The organism is Niveispirillum fermenti (assembly GCF_052474395.1).
Window position 1 is genome coordinate 2387636 of the sequence record NZ_CP156681.1, and the last position, 17792, is coordinate 2405427.

General features: G+C 66.5%; 13 protein-coding genes. 9 read left to right on the forward strand and 4 right to left on the reverse strand.

Going from position 1 to position 17792, the window contains the following annotated elements; genetic code table 11:
- The first annotated feature begins 8 nt into the window (after positions 1–8).
- From ABC728_RS22270 to ABC728_RS22285, 4 genes are all read left to right on the forward strand, one after another.
- Positions 9–2708 carry a LuxR C-terminal-related transcriptional regulator gene (locus tag ABC728_RS22270; RefSeq protein ID WP_416621396.1) on the forward strand — a complete coding sequence of 900 codons (2700 nt, stop codon included), beginning with the start codon at positions 9–11 and terminating at the stop codon, positions 2706–2708.
- 159 nt (positions 2709–2867) lie between these two features.
- Positions 2868–3980 (forward strand): CaiB/BaiF CoA transferase family protein, encoded by a 1113-nt coding sequence (locus tag ABC728_RS22275; protein ID WP_416621397.1) that lies wholly within the window; start codon positions 2868–2870, stop codon positions 3978–3980.
- Positions 3981–4038: 58 nt separating this feature from the next.
- Positions 4039–5049, forward strand: a complete 1011-nt coding sequence (locus ABC728_RS22280; protein WP_416621398.1) for a zinc-binding dehydrogenase — start codon at positions 4039–4041, stop codon at positions 5047–5049.
- A gap of 3 nt (positions 5050–5052) precedes the next feature.
- Complete coding sequence (locus tag ABC728_RS22285) at positions 5053–5835, forward strand: SDR family oxidoreductase (protein WP_416621399.1); 783 nt, start codon at positions 5053–5055, stop codon at positions 5833–5835.
- 124 nt (positions 5836–5959) lie between these two features.
- On the opposite strand, the gene ABC728_RS22290 is transcribed toward ABC728_RS22285, so the two are convergent.
- Entirely contained in the window at positions 5960–7036 is a 1077-nt protein-coding gene (locus tag ABC728_RS22290; protein ID WP_445376505.1) for a tartrate dehydrogenase, read from the reverse strand.
- 136 nt (positions 7037–7172) lie between these two features.
- Complete coding sequence (locus tag ABC728_RS22295; RefSeq protein WP_416621245.1) at positions 7173–9323, reverse strand: TonB-dependent receptor; 2151 nt, start codon at positions 9321–9323, stop codon at positions 7173–7175.
- A gap of 400 nt (positions 9324–9723) precedes the next feature.
- On the opposite strand from ABC728_RS22295, the gene ABC728_RS22300 reads away from it, so the two are divergent.
- From ABC728_RS22300 to ABC728_RS22320, 5 genes are all read left to right on the forward strand, one after another.
- Positions 9724–11058 (forward strand): CitMHS family transporter, encoded by a 1335-nt coding sequence (locus tag ABC728_RS22300; protein ID WP_416621247.1) that lies wholly within the window; start codon positions 9724–9726, stop codon positions 11056–11058.
- A gap of 18 nt (positions 11059–11076) precedes the next feature.
- Positions 11077–12111, forward strand: a complete 1035-nt coding sequence (locus ABC728_RS22305; RefSeq protein WP_416621244.1) for an AbrB family transcriptional regulator — start codon at positions 11077–11079, stop codon at positions 12109–12111.
- Positions 12112–12144: 33 nt separating this feature from the next.
- Entirely contained in the window at positions 12145–12912 is a 768-nt protein-coding gene (locus ABC728_RS22310; protein WP_416621243.1) for a class II aldolase/adducin family protein, read from the forward strand.
- A gap of 145 nt (positions 12913–13057) precedes the next feature.
- On the forward strand, positions 13058–14443 hold the full coding sequence (locus ABC728_RS22315) for an acyclic terpene utilization AtuA family protein (protein WP_416621242.1): 1386 nt from the start codon (positions 13058–13060) through the stop codon (positions 14441–14443).
- On the forward strand, positions 14443–14751 hold the full coding sequence (locus ABC728_RS22320) for a DUF4387 domain-containing protein (protein ID WP_416621241.1): 309 nt from the start codon (positions 14443–14445) through the stop codon (positions 14749–14751). The genes ABC728_RS22315 and ABC728_RS22320 overlap by 1 nt, the downstream gene beginning before the upstream one ends.
- 68 nt (positions 14752–14819) lie before the next feature.
- Here the strand turns inward: ABC728_RS22320 and ABC728_RS22325 are convergent, their stop codons facing one another.
- The gene (locus tag ABC728_RS22325; protein WP_416621240.1) at positions 14820–16445 is read right to left on the reverse strand and encodes an ArnT family glycosyltransferase; all 1626 of its coding nucleotides are present in this window, start codon (positions 16443–16445) and stop codon (positions 14820–14822) included.
- A gap of 110 nt (positions 16446–16555) precedes the next feature.
- On the reverse strand, positions 16556–17614 hold the full coding sequence (locus tag ABC728_RS22330; protein WP_416621239.1) for a glycosyltransferase family 2 protein: 1059 nt from the start codon (positions 17612–17614) through the stop codon (positions 16556–16558).
- Positions 17615–17792 lie beyond the last annotated feature (178 nt).

Below are 17792 nucleotides of genomic sequence, written 5' to 3' on the forward strand. Positions count from 1 at the left end.
GGAAGAACATGGGCATCATTCCCACTTTGGTCGGATCGGCGCGGTTGCGCAGCGGGCCGCTGGTCAGACGTTCCCGTCTGGATGCGCTGCTGGATGGCGTGGACGCATCCCGTGTCACGCTGGTGCAGGCGCCGGCGGGCTATGGCAAGACCACCGTTCTGCGCTTCTGGGGCGAGGCACTGCGCCACCGTGGCCGACCCGTCCTGTGGCTGGCTGCGCGGGCCGGAATGGCGCGGCCGGAGGACATGTGGTCCTGGCTGTGGATGGCCGCCACGCGGGCGGGCCTGGACTGGCCCGCCTTCGGGCTGGACAGCCCGATGGATGAACTGCTGGCCCATCTTGTCACCGATGGCGGCCCCTATCCCGTCCTGATCCTGGATGATGCCCACCTGCTGCCGCCCGATGCTTTGCTGGTTGTGGAGCGGATCATTGCCAGCGCGCGCGACGCCCTGACCACGATCATCAGCGCGCGCGGCCGCAACAAGGTGCCCGTCGCCCGCTTGCGGTCCCTGGGTATGCTGCTGGAGGTGGGGCCGGCCGATCTGCGGTTCACACCGACGGAGATCGCTGATTGGCAGGCAGCCATCGCAGAGGCCACGGCCGGGAGCACAGGTGTGGATGCCGATGCGGATACCGTCGCCGCCCCCCTGATGGCACGGGCCGGCGGCTGGGCCGGCGGGCTTGTCATGGGCCAGCGGGTGACCGGCATCGATGCGGCCGAGCGCTGGACCCGTTTCACGCTGGAGGTCGGCGACTATTTCGAGGAGGAGGTGCTGGCCGGCATCGATGGTGACCGTCGGGCCTTCCTGATCGACACGGCCGTCCTGGAGACATTGACGCCGGCGGCCTGTGACGCGGTGACGGGCCGTACCGACAGCCGCCATCTGCTGATGGAACTGGAGGCGGCGGGGCTGTTCGTGTCCCTGGTCGATATCGATGCGGCCCGTTACGCCCTGCACCCGCTGTTCCGCCACCTGTTGCGGCGGCGGCTGACGGAAGATGCGCCGGAACGGGCATCGGAGCTTCATCGCCGCGCCAGCCTTTATTTCGTGTCGCAGAACCAGCCTTTGCCGGCCATCGATCATGCCAGGTCCAGCGGTGATCTGGAATTCCTGGCCGAATGCCTGGAATCGGTGGCTGAATCGGCCACCTATGCGGGCCACCTCCTGCATCTGGACGAGGTGGCGAACGTCCTTTCCTGGCCGTTGCTGCAAGGTCGGCCCGTCCTGTTGCTGTCGCTTGCCTGGCGGCGCATCCGGGCCCTTGCCCTGGCGCCGGCCGAACAGATGATCGATGCCGCCGCCGCCTGCATCGATGCCCACGAGGCGGCGGGGACCATGCCTTCCCATCAGGTCACCCATCTGCGCCGGCTGGTCGAACACCGGTACATCACCATGGCGGCCGCACGTGACCAGATGGCGCTGGTGGAGGGCAGGGCACAGGCGCTGCTCGTCGAACTGGGGGACGATTATCCCTATCTCAGTTGCACCATGCTGGCCCAGCTCATGGCGGCGCGACGCGAACTCTACCATTTCCGCGACATCCTGAAGCTGGAGGCGGAGACGCGCCGCGCCCTGGAACAGCCCGGCGCGCGCTTCGCCTCCATCGCGCTGAAATCCTCGGTTGCCCCTACCTTCATGGTGCAGGGCAAGGTGGATGCGGCCCGGACCCTGCTGCGCGAGGCGCTGGACCTGGCGGAGGATTTCGCCGGCAAGGGGTCGGCCCTGGCCGCGCTGCCGGCCCTGCCGCTGGCCGAACTCCTCTATGATTGCGGGGATTTGTCGGAAGCCGACGATCTGGTGCGACGGCATCTGGGTCTGGCCCGCCAGCTTGGCTTCCTGGACCAGCTTGCGGCCGGCCATCTGGTCCATGCGCGGCTGCTGGCGGCGCGCGGCCAGGTGCCGGCGGCGCTGGCCGCGCTGGAGGAAACGCATCTGGTGGCCATCGAATGCGGCCTGGATCGGCTGCGCGCCTATGTGGTCGGTGAACAGGTGCGGCTGCTGTTGCGCGATGGCCAGCCGCACAAGGCCGCCGCGGCGTTCGAGGCCGGCGACCTGTCGCCGGAGGTGGAGCCGCTGCCGACCCTGAACCCGACCCGCCGGCAGGAGAGCATCGCCGTCGCCTGGCTGCGGCTGGAGATACAGAACCACCGGCTGGTTCGGGCGCGCAAGGTGGCCAAGCGCTGGAATGCCTTTGTGCGCCGGGCCGGTGCCGTGCGTTCCACAGTGGCCTTCGAACTGCTGCTGGCCCAGATCGCGCTGCTGGAGGGGGACCGGTCGGAGGCGCGCCGCGCCGTGCGGGAGGCCGTGACGCTGGCCGCCCCCGCGGGCTGGACCCGCATCTTCCTGGACGAGGGGGAGGCGGTGGGCACCCTGCTGGTCGATGCCTATGGTCATGGACCCGTCATGGATACGCCGGTCGACCGGTTCGCTGCCAGGCTGGCGGCATCCTTCACGGGCATCATCCCCTTCCTGGAGGAAGAGGACGAGGAGGAGGGGGACAGCCAGCCCAGCAGCCGCCTGTCCCGACGCGAACTGGAGGTGCTGACCATGGTCGGGGCCGGCCTGCGTAACAAGGAGATCGGCAACCGCCTCGGCCTGACGGAGGGGACGGTCAAATGGTACATGCAGCAGGTCTATGACAAGCTGGGTGTCCGCCGCCGGCCGCAGACCGTCATCAAGGCCCGGCAACTGGGTCTGATGGTATAGCTTCTGTTTTGTCACGGACCGGGGCCTGTGAGGTTCCCGGCCGGGCTGCCACCGGGGCTGGCGGGCGGGGCGGTGCATGCTCCCGGGGTGTAGAAGCTGGCCGGCTGCGCTTTATCCCGAAGCCCCCGCCGGCCTCCCTCTTCATGGAAAGGATTGTTCATGGCCGCTACCCATCCCGGCCCGCTGGCCGGGTTCCGTCTGGTGGAGATGGATGCCATCGGGCCGGTGCCGCTGGCTGCCACGCTTCTGGCCGATCTCGGCTGCGATGTGCTGCGCGTCGTCCGACCGCCGCATCCGGGGTCTGCGTGGGAGGATGTGGGCGGTGCCATCCTGCATCGCGGGCGGCATAGCCTGACACTCGACCTGAAATCCGAGGCGGGGCGCGATGCCGTGCTGACGCTGGTTGCCGGGGCGGATGCACTGATCGAAGGCTACCGGCCCGGCGTCATGGAACGCATGGGGCTGGGGCCCGAAGCCTGCCTTGCCCGCAATCCGCGGCTGGTCTATGGCCGCATGACGGGCTGGGGGCAGACGGGGCCGCTGGCGCCGCGCGCGGGGCACGATATCAACTATATCGCCGTCGCCGGCATTCTGCATGCCATCGGTCCGGCCGATGCGCCGCCGGTCGTGCCGCTGAACATCATCGGCGATTATGCCGGCGGGGCCATGTTCCTGGTGGCGGGCCTGCTGTCGGGCTTGTTGTCTGCCGCCCGCACGGGACGGGGCCAGGTGGTGGACGCCGCCATGACAGACGGGACCGCCCTGCTGGGCAGCCTGTTCCATGCCTTCCTGGCTACCGGCCAATGGCAGGACCGGCGGGAGGCCAATCTGCTGGACGGGGCGGCGCCCTTCTACCGTTGCTACGAATGTGCCGATGGCCGGCATGTCGCCGTGGGCGCGCTGGAGCCGCCCTTCTTCGCCCGGCTGCTGGCCGGGCTGGGGCTGCCCACGGGGCGGTTCGTGCAATATGACCAGGCTGGCTGGCCCGCCATGCGGGAGGTGTTCGCCGACATCTTCCGGACCCGCTCGCGTGATGCCTGGGCCCTGCATTTCGCGGATACCGATGCCTGCGTGTCACCGGTGCTGTCGCTGGCAGAGGCGCGCGACCATCCGCACAACCGGGCACGCGGCACATTCGTCACGCTGGATGGGGTGGCGCAGCCGGGGCCGGCCCCGCGCTTTTCCGGCACGCCGGGCGCGGTGCGGCCGGCCGGGGTCGACCTGTCGCTGCAAGCGGCCCTGGCCCGATGGTCCCTGTCGGCGGACAGGTGAAACCAAAGGGAGGGAAGGGCAGCCTGCTTCCGGAACCGTTCAGATATCAGGAGAAGTCATGCGTGCGATGGTCCTGCGCGCGGCCGATGGGCTGCAAGCCGCGAAACTGGAGGAAGTGCCCCTGCCCCTGCCCGCCGCGGGGGAGGTGCGGGTATCCCTGCGGGCCGCTTCGCTCAACCATCGTGAACTCTGGATCGCGCGCGGCCAATATCCGGGGATGAGCCTGCCGGCTACGCTGGGGGCGGACGGGGCCGGCATTATCGACGCCGTGGGGGATGGTGTGCCGGCGGACCGGATCGGGCAGCGGGTGCTGCTCTATCCGGGTCTGTGCTGGGGGGATGATCCCGCCCATCCGGCGCCGGCCTTCGGGCTGCTGGGCATGCCCGGGCCGGGTACGCTGGCCGACGCGGTGTGTGTGGCGGCCGCCAGTGCCGTGCCGTTGCCGCCGCACCTGGATTTCGCGCAGGCCGCCGCCGTGCCGCTGGCCGGCCTGACGGCCTGGCGCGGGCTGGTCACCAAGGCCGGGCTGAAGGCCGGTGACAGGCTGCTGATCACCGGTGTCGGTGGCGGGGTCGCCACCTTCGCCCTGCTGTTCGGTCTCGCCATGGGGGCGGAGGTCCATGTCACCTCCGGTTCAGACGCCACGCTGGAAAAGGCCATCGCCCTGGGGGCGAAGGCCGGCTTCAATTATCGCCAGGACGGCTGGGGCAAGGCGCTGGCGAAGCAGTCCGGCGGCATTGATGTCGTGTTCGACGGGGCGCCGGCCGCCGCCTATCCCGCCTATGGACGGGCGCTGGCCATGGGGGCCAGGATCGTCGTCTATGGGTCGACGGGCGGCATGTCCTTTCCCGTGAATGCGCCGGAACTGTTCTTGAAGAACCTGCGCCTGCTGGGCACCAATGTCGGCAACCCGGCCGAATTCGCAGCCATGGTGGCATTCATCGCGGCCCGGCGCCTGGTGCCCGTCATCGACCGGCATTTTCCCCTGGCCCGCGCGGGAGAGGCGCTGGCCGGACTGGAGACGGCGCACGGCTTCGGCAAGATCGTCATCGACATCGGGGAGGATTGAGGGATGGCCGTGGACCTGTTCAGCCTGCAGGGGCGGCGCGCCCTGGTGACGGGCGGTGCCCAGGGTCTGGGGCGCATGATCGCCGAAGGGCTTCTGCGGGCCGGGGCACAGGTGGCCATCACCTCGCGCAAGCCCGACATCTGTGCCCGTGCCGCCGATGAAATGTCGGTACTGGGTCCGTGCCTGGCCCTGCCGGCCGATCTGTCGACACCGGAGGCCGCCCAGGACCTGGCCACACGCTACCGCGAACGGGCGGACGGGCTGGACATCCTGGTCAACAATGCCGGCAAGACCTGGGGCGCCCCGCTGGAAAGCTTTCCCGACAAGGCATGGCCATCGGTCATGGCCGTCAATGTCCAGACGCCGTTCAAGCTGGTGCAGCAGTTCCTGCCCGAACTGACCGCCAGCGGGGCGGGCGGCGACCCGGCCCGCATCATCAATATCGGGTCCGTGGCCGGCGTGGCCATCGAGCCTTTGCAGGCCTATTCCTATGGTGCCAGCAAGGCCGCGATCCACCAGTTGAGCCGGCAGTTGGCCAAGGACCTGGCCAGCCGCAACATCACGGTGAACGCCGTGCTGCCGGGTTTCTTCCCCACTTCCATGACGGCCCATCTGCGGGATGATGAGCAGACGCCCAAGGGCCCGCTTCAGGGCCATATCCCGCTGGCCCGCCTGGGCCGGCCCGATGACATTGCCGGTATGGTCATCTTCCTGTGTTCGCGCGCTGGTGCCTATGTCACGGGGGCCGAGATGCCGGTCGATGGCGGCATCATCGGCTGCCGCTGATCCCTGCGCCCCCGTCGCCTGATCAACGTTGCGCCGGTTGTCGGCTGAAACGCCGGGACCCCAGCCGATTTGCCGACAAGGCCAGGGGATGAAGGCGGGGGCTGGTTCTCCGGCAACGGGGATATCAGCGCAGGGCGTCTGCGATTGCCTTGCCGCAAGTGACGGTATCCGCCGGTCCGCCGAGGTCGCGGGTGCGCAGATGCGGCTGGGCGAGGACGGTTTCGATGGCCGTTACGATGGCCGCCCCGGCCTGGTATTCGCCCAGATGGTCGAGCATCAGGGCAGCGGACCAGATCTGGCCGACGGGATTGGCGATCCATTGTCCGGCGATGTCGGGGGCGGAACCGTGGACGGGCTCGAACAGCGAGGGGAACTTGCGTTCCGGATTGATGTTGCCGGCGGGGGCGATGCCGATGGTGCCGGTGCAGGCGGGCCCCAGGTCGGACAGGATGTCGCCGAACAGGTTTGAGGCGACGACCACGTCGAACCAGTCCGGATGCTGCACGAAATGGGCGGTCAGGATGTCGATATGGTACTTGTCCCAGCGTATGTCGGGATAATGCGCGGCCATGGCCTCCACCCGCTCGTCCCAATAGGGCATGGTGATGGAGATGCCGTTTGACTTGGTGGCCGAGGTCAGATGCTTCTTGTCCCGCCGCTGCGCCAGGTCGAAGGCATATTTCAGGATGCGGTCGGTGCCGATGCGGGTCAGCACGGTTTCCTGGACCACCACCTCGCGGTCCGTGCCGGGGAATATCTTGCCGCCGATGGAGGAATATTCGCCCTCGGTATTCTCCCGCACGACATAGAAATCGATGTCGCCCGGCTGCCGGCCGGCCAGCGGGCTGGGCACGCCCGGCATCAGCCGGACGGGCCGCAGGTTGACATACTGGTCGAATTCCCGCCGGAACTGGATCAGCGAACCCCAGAGCGACACATGGTCCGGCACGGCTTCCGGCCAGCCGACGGCGCCGAAGAAAATCGCATCGTGCCCGCCGATCAGCTGCTTCCAGTTCTCCGGCATCATCCGGCCGTGCTGCTGGTAATAGTCGCAGCTCGCAAAATCGAAATGGTCGAACTGGAAGCGGCACCCGAAACGGGCCGATACGGCTTCCAGCACACGCAACCCCTCGGGCATCACTTCCTTGCCGATGCCGTCACCGGGAATGACGGCAATGCGATAGGGGTGGTTCTTGTTCATTACATGTTCCTTGTTCGATTGTCACGACCGGGGCCGGGTCCCCCCGTGAAGCCAACCGGTGGTGCGGGCCGGACGATGGCGGGTGAAAGACCGGCCATCGTCCGGCCCGCTTTCCGGATGCAACGCGGACGTGGCGTCAGAACCGCCAGCCCAGCGTGGCGCCGTAGGTGCGGGGCGGGTTGTAGGCGCCGAAATTGGCGCCCAGGAAGACGGCCTGGAAGGTGCGCGTGACCTCGTTCGTCAGGTTCTTGCCCCAGAGCGAGGCCGTCCACTGTCCCGATGCCGCCGTGTACACGATGCGCCCATCCACGAAATGGGTGGCGGGACGCCGTTCCGGCCCGTCATTGGCATTGTCGTCGAAGATCATGCTCTCATACCGGTAATCGGCCGCGAACAGCAGGCTGCTGCCATCGGCAAACCCCGTCTCGTAGGAGGGGGAGAGGACGATCTTGTGCTTGGGCGTGCGGGAAAGGCGGTTGCCGGCGTAATCTTCTCCCGGTTCCGGCTCGAACCGGTCGAAGGTCGCGTCGGTATAGCCATAGGTGGCGGTCATGCGGGCACCGGCGAACAGCCGCCAGGACAGGTAGGTTTCGTACCCCTTGATGGTCGCCTTGCCGGCATTCTCGGTCACGATGGACAGGTTGGGCAGGGTGCGGCGTGTCTGCAGATCCGTGTACTTCATCAGATAGATGGTATTGTTCCAGACCACCCGCCCGTCGAGGAAGCTGCCTTTCTGACCCAGCTCATACTGGGTGGCATATTCCGGCTCGAACCCGTCGGCTGCCTCGGCCGCCGAGCCTGGCGTATCCTGGAAGCCGCCGCTTTTGAACCCGCGGGAGACCATGCCGTAGAACTGATGGTCGCGATCCAGCTTGTATTGTCCGCCGGCTCGCCAGGTCCAGGCGTTGTAGGTGTCGGAGACGCTGACGGCGAACCGTTCCGACCCGCGCAGAACCGCCGTGCCGGCCGTGTTGGAGACGGTGTATTCCTTCTCGTCGCGTGAATAGCGCAAGCCGGCGATCACGGAGAACCGGTCGTCCAGCGGCACCGTCACGTCGCCGAAGGCGGCATAGCTGTTCAGCTTGGCGGCCTGATTGTAAATCTCGGTCGCCGGCCTGCCCATGTCGATGACAAGCGAATCCACGCGATCGGTATCGCTGTTGAAATTGTAGAGGCCGGCCACCCATTGGATGCGACTCTCGGGCAGGGCGCCCAGCCGCAATTCGTGGCTGGAGAAGCTGCTCGCCTCATCATTCCCGCCGCTGATGCCGACCGGGTTCGTGCTGGAATTGCCACCATCGAAATCATAGGCGGCGTGGTAGTCGAGATCACGCCAGGCGCCCAGATAGGTCACGGTGGCGAATGGCAGATCCCAATCCAGTTGGCCGCGCACGCCCCAGGTATCGCGGTCCTGATAGCCCTCCTCGGAACCGGCCGTGTATTTGCGATTGCGATCCACGGTCCACAGTGCCGACATGGGATCGGTCGGGTCCAGGTCCAGAACATGCTGGGCCGGGCCGGTGGCCCGATCGCGGGTGCCATCCACGGTCAGCAGCAGACGCACCGCTTCAGACGGTTCGCCGTAAAGGTGCAGCCGTCCGCTCCTTGTATCCTGATCCTCCACCCGGCCGCCGGTGAAGGTGTTGCGGACGTAGCCGTCATGGGTACGCCACGCCCCGCTGGCGCGGGCCGCCCATTTCCCGTCCACCAGCGGCACATTGACGACACCGGCCGCCTCCAGCCGCTCATAATTGCCGGCCGTGAGTTCCACGCCGCCTTCCGTCCGGTCCAGTTGCGGCCGGTTGGTGACGACATTCACGGCGCCGCCCACGACATTGCGGCCGTAAAGGGTGCCCTGCGGGCCCTTCAACACCTCGATCCGCGACACGTCGAACGCATCGAAGGCCACGGCGGCCGGGCGGCCCAGATACACCTCGTCCAGGAAGACGGCGGAACTGGGATCACCGGCAGCCCCGCGGTCGCTGGACCCGATGCCGCGGATCGTGATGCGCGGCTGCGAGGCGGGGAATGCATCGAAATTCAGGCCGGGCGTGCGGCTGGCGATATCGTCTATCTGACGCAGGCGGGCCTGTTCGATCTCTTCGGCGCTGAAGGCCGTGACGGTGACGGGCACGTCCTGCAGGCGCTCGCTGCGGCGCTGCGCCGTGACGATGATCTCCTCCAGATCGCCGGGCGGCGCGGCCCCCTGGCCCATGGCGGCGCCCGTCGACAGCATGATCATGGCGGATGTTCCGCAGGCCAGGGCCCGGCGGCTGATCGCACGCATTCCTTCCTCCTCCCTATGGGTTTCTTATGCCGGTCTCTTATCGCCTGGCAGGACGGGAGATTAGGCAGACTGGATACGCACGGTCAATGGATTGGATGCAAAATTTTATTCTGTGGATGTTTTTATTGACGAAACGAAGCCATCCACACAGTATGACGCCCATTGAATTGCGACGGTCGCAGGCGGAATGCGCTGGGGCCCGGATACGCATGGTCGGGGCCGGCGGTGCTTTGCAAGGGCGCCTGCCTTTCCTGGTCATTGCTTCCTGGCCATTGCCAGGCTTTCCGGCGCCCGCATGCGGCGGGCGGCATTTCCCACCCAACCAGGCCCAAGGCGACAGGCAACCGGCCCGTACCGGCCGGACCCTGTTGCGGTCACGGGAGACAGTGCCTTGATTGAAATGATGCTCTCGCCCGCCATGCTTGGCACGCTGATGATCGCCACCTTCATGGTGCTGATCATGACCAAGCGGATGTCGGCGATCACCGCCCTGCTGGCGGTGCCCATCCTGTTCGGCCTGATGGCCGGGGCGGGTGCCGGCCTGGGCCGCATGATCCTGGATGGCGTCCTGCAGGTGGCGCCAACGGCGCTGATGCTGACCTTCGCCGTTCTCTATTTCGCGATCATGATGGATGCGGGGCTGTTCGATCCGCTGGTGCGGCGCGTGCTGGCCGCCGTGGGGGATGACCCCGTGCGCATCGCTCTGGGTACCGCCCTGCTGACGACTGTGGTGTCGCTGGACGGTGACGGCACGACGACGGCGCTGATCATCATCACGGCCTTCCTGCCTGTCTATCGCCGGATCGGCATGAATCCGCTGATCCTGGCGACATTGCTTGGCCTGTGCAATTCGTTGATGAACTATATCCCCTGGGGTGGCCCGTCGGCCCGCGCCGCGGCTGCCGTGGGTGTGGATCTGATGCATGTCTTCGGCCCCCTGATCCCGGCCATGCTGGCCGGATTCGCAACCATCTTCCTGCTGGCCTGGATGTTCGGCCGGTCCGAACGGCGGCGGCTGGCAGTGGCGGGGCATGTCACCAATGGTGGCATCACCGGTCCGCAGGCGGGCGGCAATGCCCCCGTTCCGCCGCCGGTAGAGGAGGGTATCCGCCGGCCGCGGCTGTTCTGGTTCAATCTGGCCCTGACCCTGGCGCTGGTGCTGGGCATGGTGCTGGGGCTGGCCCCGCTGCCGGTCATGATGATGGGCGCCTTTTCCATTGCCGCGACGGTGAATTATCCGCGCCTCAAGGATCAGAAAGCCCGCATCGCCGCCCATGCCGACAATGTGGTCAATGTCGTGGTGCTGATCTTCGCCGCCGGTGCCTTCACCGGCATCCTGAACGGTACGGGCATGGCCGATGCCATGGCCGGCGCCGCGCTGTCGGTGATCCCGCCGTCGATCGGTTCGTATCTGGCGCCCATCACGGCTCTGGCCAGCATGCCGCTGACCTTCGTCATGTCAAATGACGCCTATTATTTCGGCGTGGTGCCCGTGGTGGCCAGCACCGCCGCCGGCTATGGCATCGCGCCGGAGGTGATTGCCCGCGCCTCGCTGATCGGCCAGCCGGTCCATGCGCTGAGCCCGCTGCTGGCGCCGATCTACCTGGCGTGCGGGCTTCTGGGGGTCGATGTGGCGGACGCCCAGCGCTTCGCCCTGAAATGGGCCATTCTGGTCTCGCTGGTGGTGCTGGTGGCGGCATTGGCCACGGGTGCCATCCCCTTGTACGCCGGTTGACCGATGGAACGGTCGGGGATGCGCAAATTCGGGCAGTGGCTGGTGCTGGCCGTCGTAACGGCCGGGCTGGTGGCCGGTCTCAAGGCCGCCTCCGTGCCGGCTGCCCTACTGCTGGGCCCGCTTCTGGCCGGCATTGCCTTCGGCCTCGGCGGTGCTGTGGTACGGCCCGCGAAGTCGGTCCTGCTGGGCGCCTATACCATCGTCGGCTGCATGGTCGCGGTGGCATTGGCCCGGGCGGTGGGACCCTCCATGCTGGCCTGGATGCCGGTTTTCCTGCTGATGGCAGCATCCACCCTGCTGATCAGCGCCGGCCTGGGTTGGGCGTTGGCGCGGCGGGGCTGGTTCCCCGGCTCCACGGCCGTCTGGGGGCTGGCACCGGGCGGGGCGGCCGGGATGGTGGCCATGGCACAGGAGCGGGGCGGGGACGGCCGTCTGGTGGCCGTGATGCAGTATCTGCGCATCCTGATGGTCACCGGTGCGGCCATCGCCCTGGCCCACGCGATGACGGGACCATCCGGAACCCTGCCTGTGGCTGACTGGTTTCCTCCGCTGGAAGGCCGGTCGCTGGCGGAGACGCTGGCATTGGCCGGCCTGGGCGGTTTTGTCGCCCACCGGCTGGGGTTTTCGGCCGCGGCCTTTCTTCTGCCGGGTCTGGCCGGTGCCGCGCTGATCAGCATGGGGCTGGCGCGACCGTCGGTGCCGCCGCTGCTGGCGGCGGCGGCCTATGCGCTGATCGGCTGGAACATCGGCCTGGGCTTCACCCGGTCGACCTTGCGCGATTGCGTGCAGGCCCTTCCCCGCATCCTGTCGGCGGCGTTCGCCCTGATCGGTCTTTGTGCCGGCATGGGCCTGCTGGTCGGCATCTTCTGCGATGTCGATCCGCTGACGGCCTATCTGGCCACCACGCCGGGCGGCATCGACGCGATTCTGATCATCGCCACCACGGTCCCCGTCGACCTTCCATTCATCCTGTCAGCGCAGGTGGTGCGCGTGCTGCTGGTGCTGCTGGCCGGTCCGTCGCTTGCCGCCTTCGTCGCCCGCCATCTGGGCTGATGGCTGCACAATCTTCCAAGGGAGGAAAACCCGATGTCGAATAATGACGATTTGCGTACCGGTATCCCGCCGGAGGAATGGCGCCTGCGGGTCGATCTGGCCGCGGCCTTCCGGCTGGTGGCGCACCATGGCTGGGACGATCTGATCTTCACCCACATGTCCGTGCGCATCCCCGGACCCCAGCATCATTTCCTGATCAACCCCTTCAATCTGCTGTTCGGGGAGATCACGGCCTCGTCCCTTGTGAAGATCGATGTCGAGGGCCGGGCGGTGGAGCCGACGCCCCATATGGTCAATCCGGCCGGGTTCACCATCCATTCCGCCATCCACATGGCGCGTGACGATGCGCAGGCCGTCATCCATCTGCACACCCCCTATGGCCAGGCCGTATCCGCCATGCGCGAGGGGTTGCTGCCGCACACGCAGACGGCGATGACCGTGCATCATGACATCGCCTTCCACGAATATGAGGGTATCGCCACCGATCTGGATGAACGCGAACGGTTGGTCGCCGACCTGGGCACGAAGAACATCCTGCTGCTGCGCAATCACGGCACGCTTGCGGTCGGCTCCTCCATCCCCACGACGTTCATGCGCATCTACATGCTGGAGCGGGCATGCGAGGCGCAGGTCCACATGCTGGCGGCCGGTCGCGACAATCTGCATGAGCCGCCGCCCGACGCAGTGGACAAGGTGCGGGTGCAATCAACCGGACCCCTGGCCGATATGGCGGCGGAGAAACTGGCCTGGCCGGCCCTGCTGCGCAAACTGGACCGTATCGATCCCGGTTTCCGCCAGTAATGCGGCTCCTGGGGGTTTGCCGGCAGTCAGATGCAAACGTCATCGATTTTTTTTGCATCCAAAACTTGACTATATGGATGCATTAAATCAAGCTTCCATCATGGGCCTTGCAGACAGGCCCTCCCAATCACTGGATTAAGCAGACATGTTGGACGGTCCGATCAAAATCCTGGTTCCAACCGGGTCGTTGGGTGCTGGCGCACGGGAGGAGGAGGTGCGGTACGGCATCGCCCAGGGGGCGCATGCGATCGCCACCGACGCCGGTTCCACCGACAGCGGCGCCGCCTATCTGGCGCTCGGCATTTCCAAGAACAATCGTGGTTCCGTCAAACGCGACCTGACCATTCTGATGCGCGCCGGTGCCGATGCCGGCATCCCGCTGATCGTCGGCACCAGTGGTCAGGCCGGCGGTGACCTGAACCTGGACTGGACGCGCGATATCGTGCTGGAGGTGGCAGGCGAATTGGGGCTGCGGCCCCGGATCGCCCTGCTTTATTGCGAGCAGGACAAGGACCGGCTGAAGCAATATAATCAGGCGGGCAAGGTCCGTCCGCTGCCGCCGCTGGGGGCGCTGGACGATGCGACGATCGATGCCTGCGACCATATCGTGGCCGCCATGGGGCCGGAGCCTTATATCGCCGCCCTGCAGGGCGGGGCGGACATCATCCTGGGCGGGCGTACCACGGACACGGCCGTCCTGGCATGTTTCGCCCTGATGAAGGGCGCGCCCGCCGGCCCGTCCTGGCATGCGGCGAAGATCGCGGAATGCGGTGTCCAATGCACCGTCAAGCCGGTCAGCGGGGCCGGCGTGCTGATCAGCATCGGGCCGGACGGGTTCGAGGTGGAGCCGTTGTCCATGGGCAACCGCTGCAGCCCCGAAAGCGTATCGGCCCACATGCTGTATGAGAACAGCAATCCCTTCCTGCTGACCGAACCCGGCGGTGTGCTGGACGTGACGGACGCGGAATATCGCCAGCTTGACGACCGCACGGTGAAGGTCACGGGCTCTGTCTGGAAGAACCAGCCCTATACGATGAAGCTGGAGGGGGCGGGCAGCCGTCGTTTCCAGACCGTCATGCTGATCGGCATCCAGGACCCGCATGTGCTGGAGGCGGTGGACACGTTCCACGACAGGATGCTGGCTGCGCTTTACGACCGGGTTCACAAGACCATCGGGCCGGCGGCGGGCGATTTTCATATTTCATTGCGGCTTTATGGCTGGAACGCCGTGTCGGGCGATCGTCCGCCCCCCGGCACGCCGGCCCCGCGGGAAATCGGCGTTCTGTTCGTCGCCACGGCGGACAGTCAGGAAATGGCCTCCCAGATCGCCAAGGCCTGCAACCCCTATTTCTTCCATTTCCCCGTCGTGCTGGACGAGGAACTGCCCAGCTACGGTTTCGCTTTCAGCCCCGCCGATATCGACCGGGGCCCTGTCTATGAGTTCCTGCTGAACCATGTGGTCGAGGTCGATGACCCGATGGAACTGGTGCGCACGGTGTGGATCGACCTGGGGGAAGGGGAGAAGGTGTGATGGTCAAGTTGAAGGAAGTCTGCCGGCATGTCCGGTCCAAGAATGCCGGCCCTTTCTGGGTTACCTTCGACCTGTTCTTCAACGGGCCGGAGAATTTTGGCAAATATCACAACCACCCCGCGCTGGGTCCGGACCTGTTTGAACGCCTGTATGGTGCGGACCCGGCGCTGGTCCGGCATTATCCCGTGCCGGGGCTGAACATGGTCAAGATCTCCCATGCCCGCACAGCACCGCAGGGCGGCGTGGTGGAACGCGACATGCATTGCGGGCAGCAGTTCGTCCGTCTGCTGGATGTGGAACTGGGCTGAGACCGGCGGCGCCATCGGAAGGGGGGCGGTCAGGCTTCCGATGGGTTGCACCCGTCGGAAGCTTGGTCCTATGGCGGATCGGAAGATATCCCCTGTTCACGCAGGTCCAACACATAGGCCAGTGTCACCCCCATGCGTTTCACGCGCAGAATCTCCCGTCCCGGTGGCACGGCGCCGCAGGAACTGCGCGTAAAGGACAGGTAGAAATCGGCCTCTCCCTTGCCATCGGGAACCGCCTTCCAGGTCGGGGGCAGGAAATAGAGGGCAGAGGCATGCGGCCCGCAGATACGGACGCGATAGGGGCGGACCAGGGCGGCGCTGCCTTCGCGGGCCACGACATGGTTGCGCAACCGGCTGGCGGCTTCCGACAGGGGGCTGCCCCAGTAATCCAGCTCGAACCGCCCGGCCGCCCCCGCCACACCTCCGGCCAGCCGGTTGTACCAGATGGCCTCATAAGGGTGGAGGCGGATCATCGTCACCACCTGCGACCCCGCCCACACGATCAGCAGGGCAGCACCCAGGATCGCGGCCTGTGGCAGGCGTTCACGCAGGCTCGGTCCCGTCAGCGCTGCGGCCAGCCGGTCAAGCCCCAATGCCGCCGCCACCGACAGGGGCGGCAGCAGGAATATCAGATGCCGGATACCGTCATAAAGAACGGTGCCCGCGACGATGACGATCGCCGGCGGCAACAGGATGGCGGCAGCCAGGCCCACCCGTTCTTGTGTCAGCGCCATCGGATGGCGCCATAGCGCGCGCAGACCAGCCAGCGTGGCCACGCCCAGGCCTAGCAGCGTCATCTCCGGCAGCTTCACGGCAAAGCCCACGGGAACATACCACCAGGGCAGGTCCGTGGAGACCAGCGTGCGCCCCGCGAAGGGGAAGCTGAATTCCAGGGGGAAATGGGCAAAGCCGGCCAGTACCTGGAAGGGACGGGTCACGGGTTCCAGCTGTGCCCATGGCCAGAAACCCAGCATCAGCAGCCAGGCCAGCCCAAAGGCCGGCAATAGCCGCGCGGCGGCCCAGGCCCCTTCGCGCAGGGCGGTGGCGGGTGGATGCACGCGCATGTGCCGTGCCAGCCAATAAAGGCAGCCGACCGCCAGCGGACCGGCCAGAACCACCCCGCCCACGCGGATGCCGAGTGCCGCGCCAAAGGCCAGCGCAAAGCACAGCAATGTCGACAGGCGCTGCCGCGGTAATTCCCGCAGCAGCCGGATCTGGAACAGACCCAGCCAGGCGGCCGCGGTGGCGAAGGGCACATCCTTGGGATTGCTGAACGCCTGGCCCATCCATTCGGGCGTCAGCAGCAGAAGCACGATGGCAAGGGCACCGGCCCGCGGGCCGGCCAGTTCCCGCGCCTGGGCCCGCACGGCCGCCAGTCCCGCCACGCCGACCAGACCACCCACCAGCCGCCGCGTTTCATAGGCATCGAAAGGCAGAGCGGCGCCGGCCATGGCCGACACCGAATCATACAGCGCCCCATAGAGATAGAGGTTCTGAAAGGCCAGGACGCGACGGTCCTCCCCCAATGACAGATACCATTCAAGGGCCAGCCAGCCATTTTCCAGGTGCAGCGGCTCGTCCCAGGTAATGCCGTAATCCTTGAAGGTCACCGCCACGAACAGGATGGCGGCCGCCAGGGCCATCTGCCCCACGCCTTCCCAGAACGACGAGCCGTTTCCGCCCTCAACCGTCATGCCATACCCTTCGAGCCGGAACGAAGCCCGGCCTTCGCAAGAAGCGTCATGCGGCTCCGGATATACCTCAGTCGCCTGGCTTCTCCCACAAACTTGCCATGATAACCGCTTCAACCCGTCGCGCCGGTCGGAAAGAACGCGGATGTCTGGCCCTTCGCCTCTTCCCCGGTGCTGCTGCCGGCGGCCGGAAAACCCAGGGCGTCGGCGATGAGATACAGGGGGCGTCCCTTCACCTCCGTGAAGACCCGTCCCAGATAATCACCCAGCACGCCCAGGCAGATCAATTGAACACCACCCAGAAACAGCAAGGCAACCATCAAGGAGGCGTAGCCCGGAACGTCGATGCCGAAAATCAGGGTTTTCAGCAGGACGAGGGCGCCGTAGAGCACGGCGATGGCCGCCACGCCCAGCCCCAGCCAGGACCAGACCCGCAGCGGCAGGGTGGAGAAGGACACGATTCCATCCATGGCGAACCGGAACAGCTTCCATGTGCTGAAGCTGGTGCTGCCGGCATGACGTGCCGCCGTGTCGAAGGGCACGGCGACCTGGCGGAACCCGACCCAGCCATAAAGCCCCTTCATGAAGCGCGTGCGTTCGCCCATCCGGTTCAACGCATCCACCACGGCCCGGTCCATGAGGCGGAAATCACCGGCGTCACGGGGAAGCGGCACTTCGGACATCCGATCCAGCACCCGGTAGAAGCTGCGGGTCAGGATGCGGCGCAGGGGCGGATCGGTGTCCCGGTCGCGGCGGACGCCATAGACCACCTGCGCGCCGGCCTGCCATTGGGCATAGAACGTCTCGATCAGCTCGGGGGGATGCTGCAGGTCGCTGTCCATCAGCACGACTGCGCGTCCCGTGCTGTGGCGCAGGCCGGCCGTCATCGCCATTTCCTTGCCGAAATTGCGGCTGAAGCGCAGCAGGCGGATACGGGGATTGGCGGCATGGACCACCAGCAGCCGCAGCCACGTGTCGTCGCGCGATCCGTCATCGACGCAAACCACCTCGTAAGGCACGCCCAAACGATCCATAACCGGCTGAAGCCGCTGGAAAAGCGCAGCAATATTGGCGCTTTCGTTATGCATGGGCAGCACCACGGACAGCACCGTCGCCTCGGTCAGCGGGCGAAAAGGGGTAGGTGGCACAGTCGTTTCCTGCGGTGTCGGCATGGTGCTGGTTCCTGACAGACGGGCCGGTCTGGGTTGTGAACCTGCACATTAGTACCGACCCGACCTATCCGCTATCCAACCGGATGGTTAGGCGTCGCGGGTCGGCAGCATCACCCCTGGCTATCCTGTCCGGAGGGTATAGTGCTGGCGGCCGGTCGTTATAATACCGATCAGGCAA